The sequence below is a fragment of the Ensifer sp. 2TAB8 genome (assembly GCF_052115125.1).
GTDB lineage: Bacteria > Pseudomonadota > Alphaproteobacteria > Rhizobiales > Rhizobiaceae > Ensifer.
This window is the reverse complement of record NZ_JBFRGB010000065.1, coordinates 1-1414: the sequence shown is the minus strand read 5'-3', so window position 1 is coordinate 1414 and position 1414 is coordinate 1. Positions and strand designations below refer to the sequence as shown.

At 59.2% G+C, this 1414-nt stretch carries 2 protein-coding genes and 1 pseudogene; 1 reads left to right on the top strand and 2 read right to left on the bottom strand.

What is annotated here, in order from left to right; translation table 11 throughout:
* Both AB4Z53_RS35305 and AB4Z53_RS35300 read right to left on the bottom strand, forming a co-directional pair.
* On the bottom strand, positions 1 to 202 hold a 202-nt coding region (locus AB4Z53_RS35305), incomplete at its 3' end, for a transposase (RefSeq protein WP_441600070.1).
* A 309-nt stretch (positions 203 to 511) separates the two neighbouring features.
* A complete protein-coding gene (locus AB4Z53_RS35300; RefSeq protein WP_291165567.1) occupies positions 512 to 775 on the bottom strand; it encodes a helix-turn-helix domain-containing protein in 264 nt (87 codons plus the stop codon).
* A 322-nt stretch (positions 776 to 1097) separates the two neighbouring features.
* On the opposite strand from AB4Z53_RS35300, the pseudogene AB4Z53_RS35295 reads away from it, so the two are divergent.
* Positions 1098 to 1414, top strand: a pseudogene (locus AB4Z53_RS35295) (hypothetical protein); the annotation flags it as partial.

Sequence of the window (1414 nt, the reverse complement as noted above, 5' to 3'; positions counted from 1 at the left end):
GACCCGGGCGCGCACGCCGCTTGCCCATATCGCGCCCGGCGATTGCGATCGAGCGCTTGTAACCACAGGCAGGACAAACTCTTCCGGCCGGCCACACCATGCTTTCCAGCAATCGCCGACACTGCTCCTCATCGCGAAAGGCCACGACCGTATCTTCCGCGGTCCGAATGTTGGTCAGCGCTGCAAGCATCGTTTCCGACATTCTCATCTCCCCCGGATCATGCCCGAAGAATCGCACAGCAATCCATAGCCAGCAAGGCTATTGCTGTCTTTGGTTGATAAAGGCCGCGTTGTTTAGCGGACTTTCAACGCGCTGCGCTCCTCTTGCGTGGGCAGTAAGAGACCTAGCGTACGAGCGTTCGAATTCACAGACCGTGTATTGATGACAGAGGCTGTGAAAATTCGTAGTCCCCTCAAACGATTGGGCGCGTAGAAATGAACGGAGCGGCTACCATCGTTCGTTGGCGGCTCGTCCTGCGGCGCGCGGTGCGTGTGCGTGCCGTTTCGGTGACTACCTTTTGAAACGAACTCCCACCCCGCCGCCATTTTCTTCGATAAACTCGATGCCAGCCGTCTCGCAAGCCCGTCGAATAGCCGTCAAGTTGGCGCTCGTGAGTGATGTCCTTCCGTCCTCTACTTCCGCACGGCTTACGGTTGCAACGCCAATCCCGGCCGCTTTTGCAAGCTCTTTTGCGCTCCAACGGAGGAGTGCTCGCGCGGCACGTATCTGCGCGCCAGTGATTTCAGTGACATCAGGTGATTTCGAATTGATCAAGGCGAACTCGTGTGCTACCTAAGCGTTACTTCAGACTGCAGTTCGCCTCGATTGTTGAATTAAGGGAACTGACGGCTACATCCGGTGCGCGAACACCGAATGCAGCCTGACCACAACCAAGCTTACGGGAGCTCGGATCATGGCTGATTCCGACAATAGCAGAACTTTGCCTACGGTCACCCGAGGAGATTTTCATTCTCTCGTGGCGGCCCGTTTACCCACATATCCAGAGGTYGCGRCCCATCAGAATCCAGGGTTTCGCCGTTGCGGCGACGATCCCGCGGYCGCTGCCTGGCAGAGGTGGTGGGACGCCTCGCAACGTTTGAGCGAATCGAACGCGACGCAGCAGCGGATCGAGGCACGCCTGTTCCAGGCGGCAGACGGGCCGGTTGAACGAGATCCTGGCTACAGCGAAGCGCTCGAGGCCGAAGATTGCGCCGCGATCGCCGAGGACAAGGCTGCGGAAGCCTTGTGGGACATACCGGCGCAGTCAGTCGCTGGTGTAACCGCCAAACTGCATGCCATTCTCAGCCGCTCGCAGCCTTCCCCCACCAGTCCTGACGAACCCTGGCCGCAGCTCCGCGGATTAATGGCCGATCTCCTCGCATTCGACGCGGCTGTTGATCCGCCGCGTCGCCT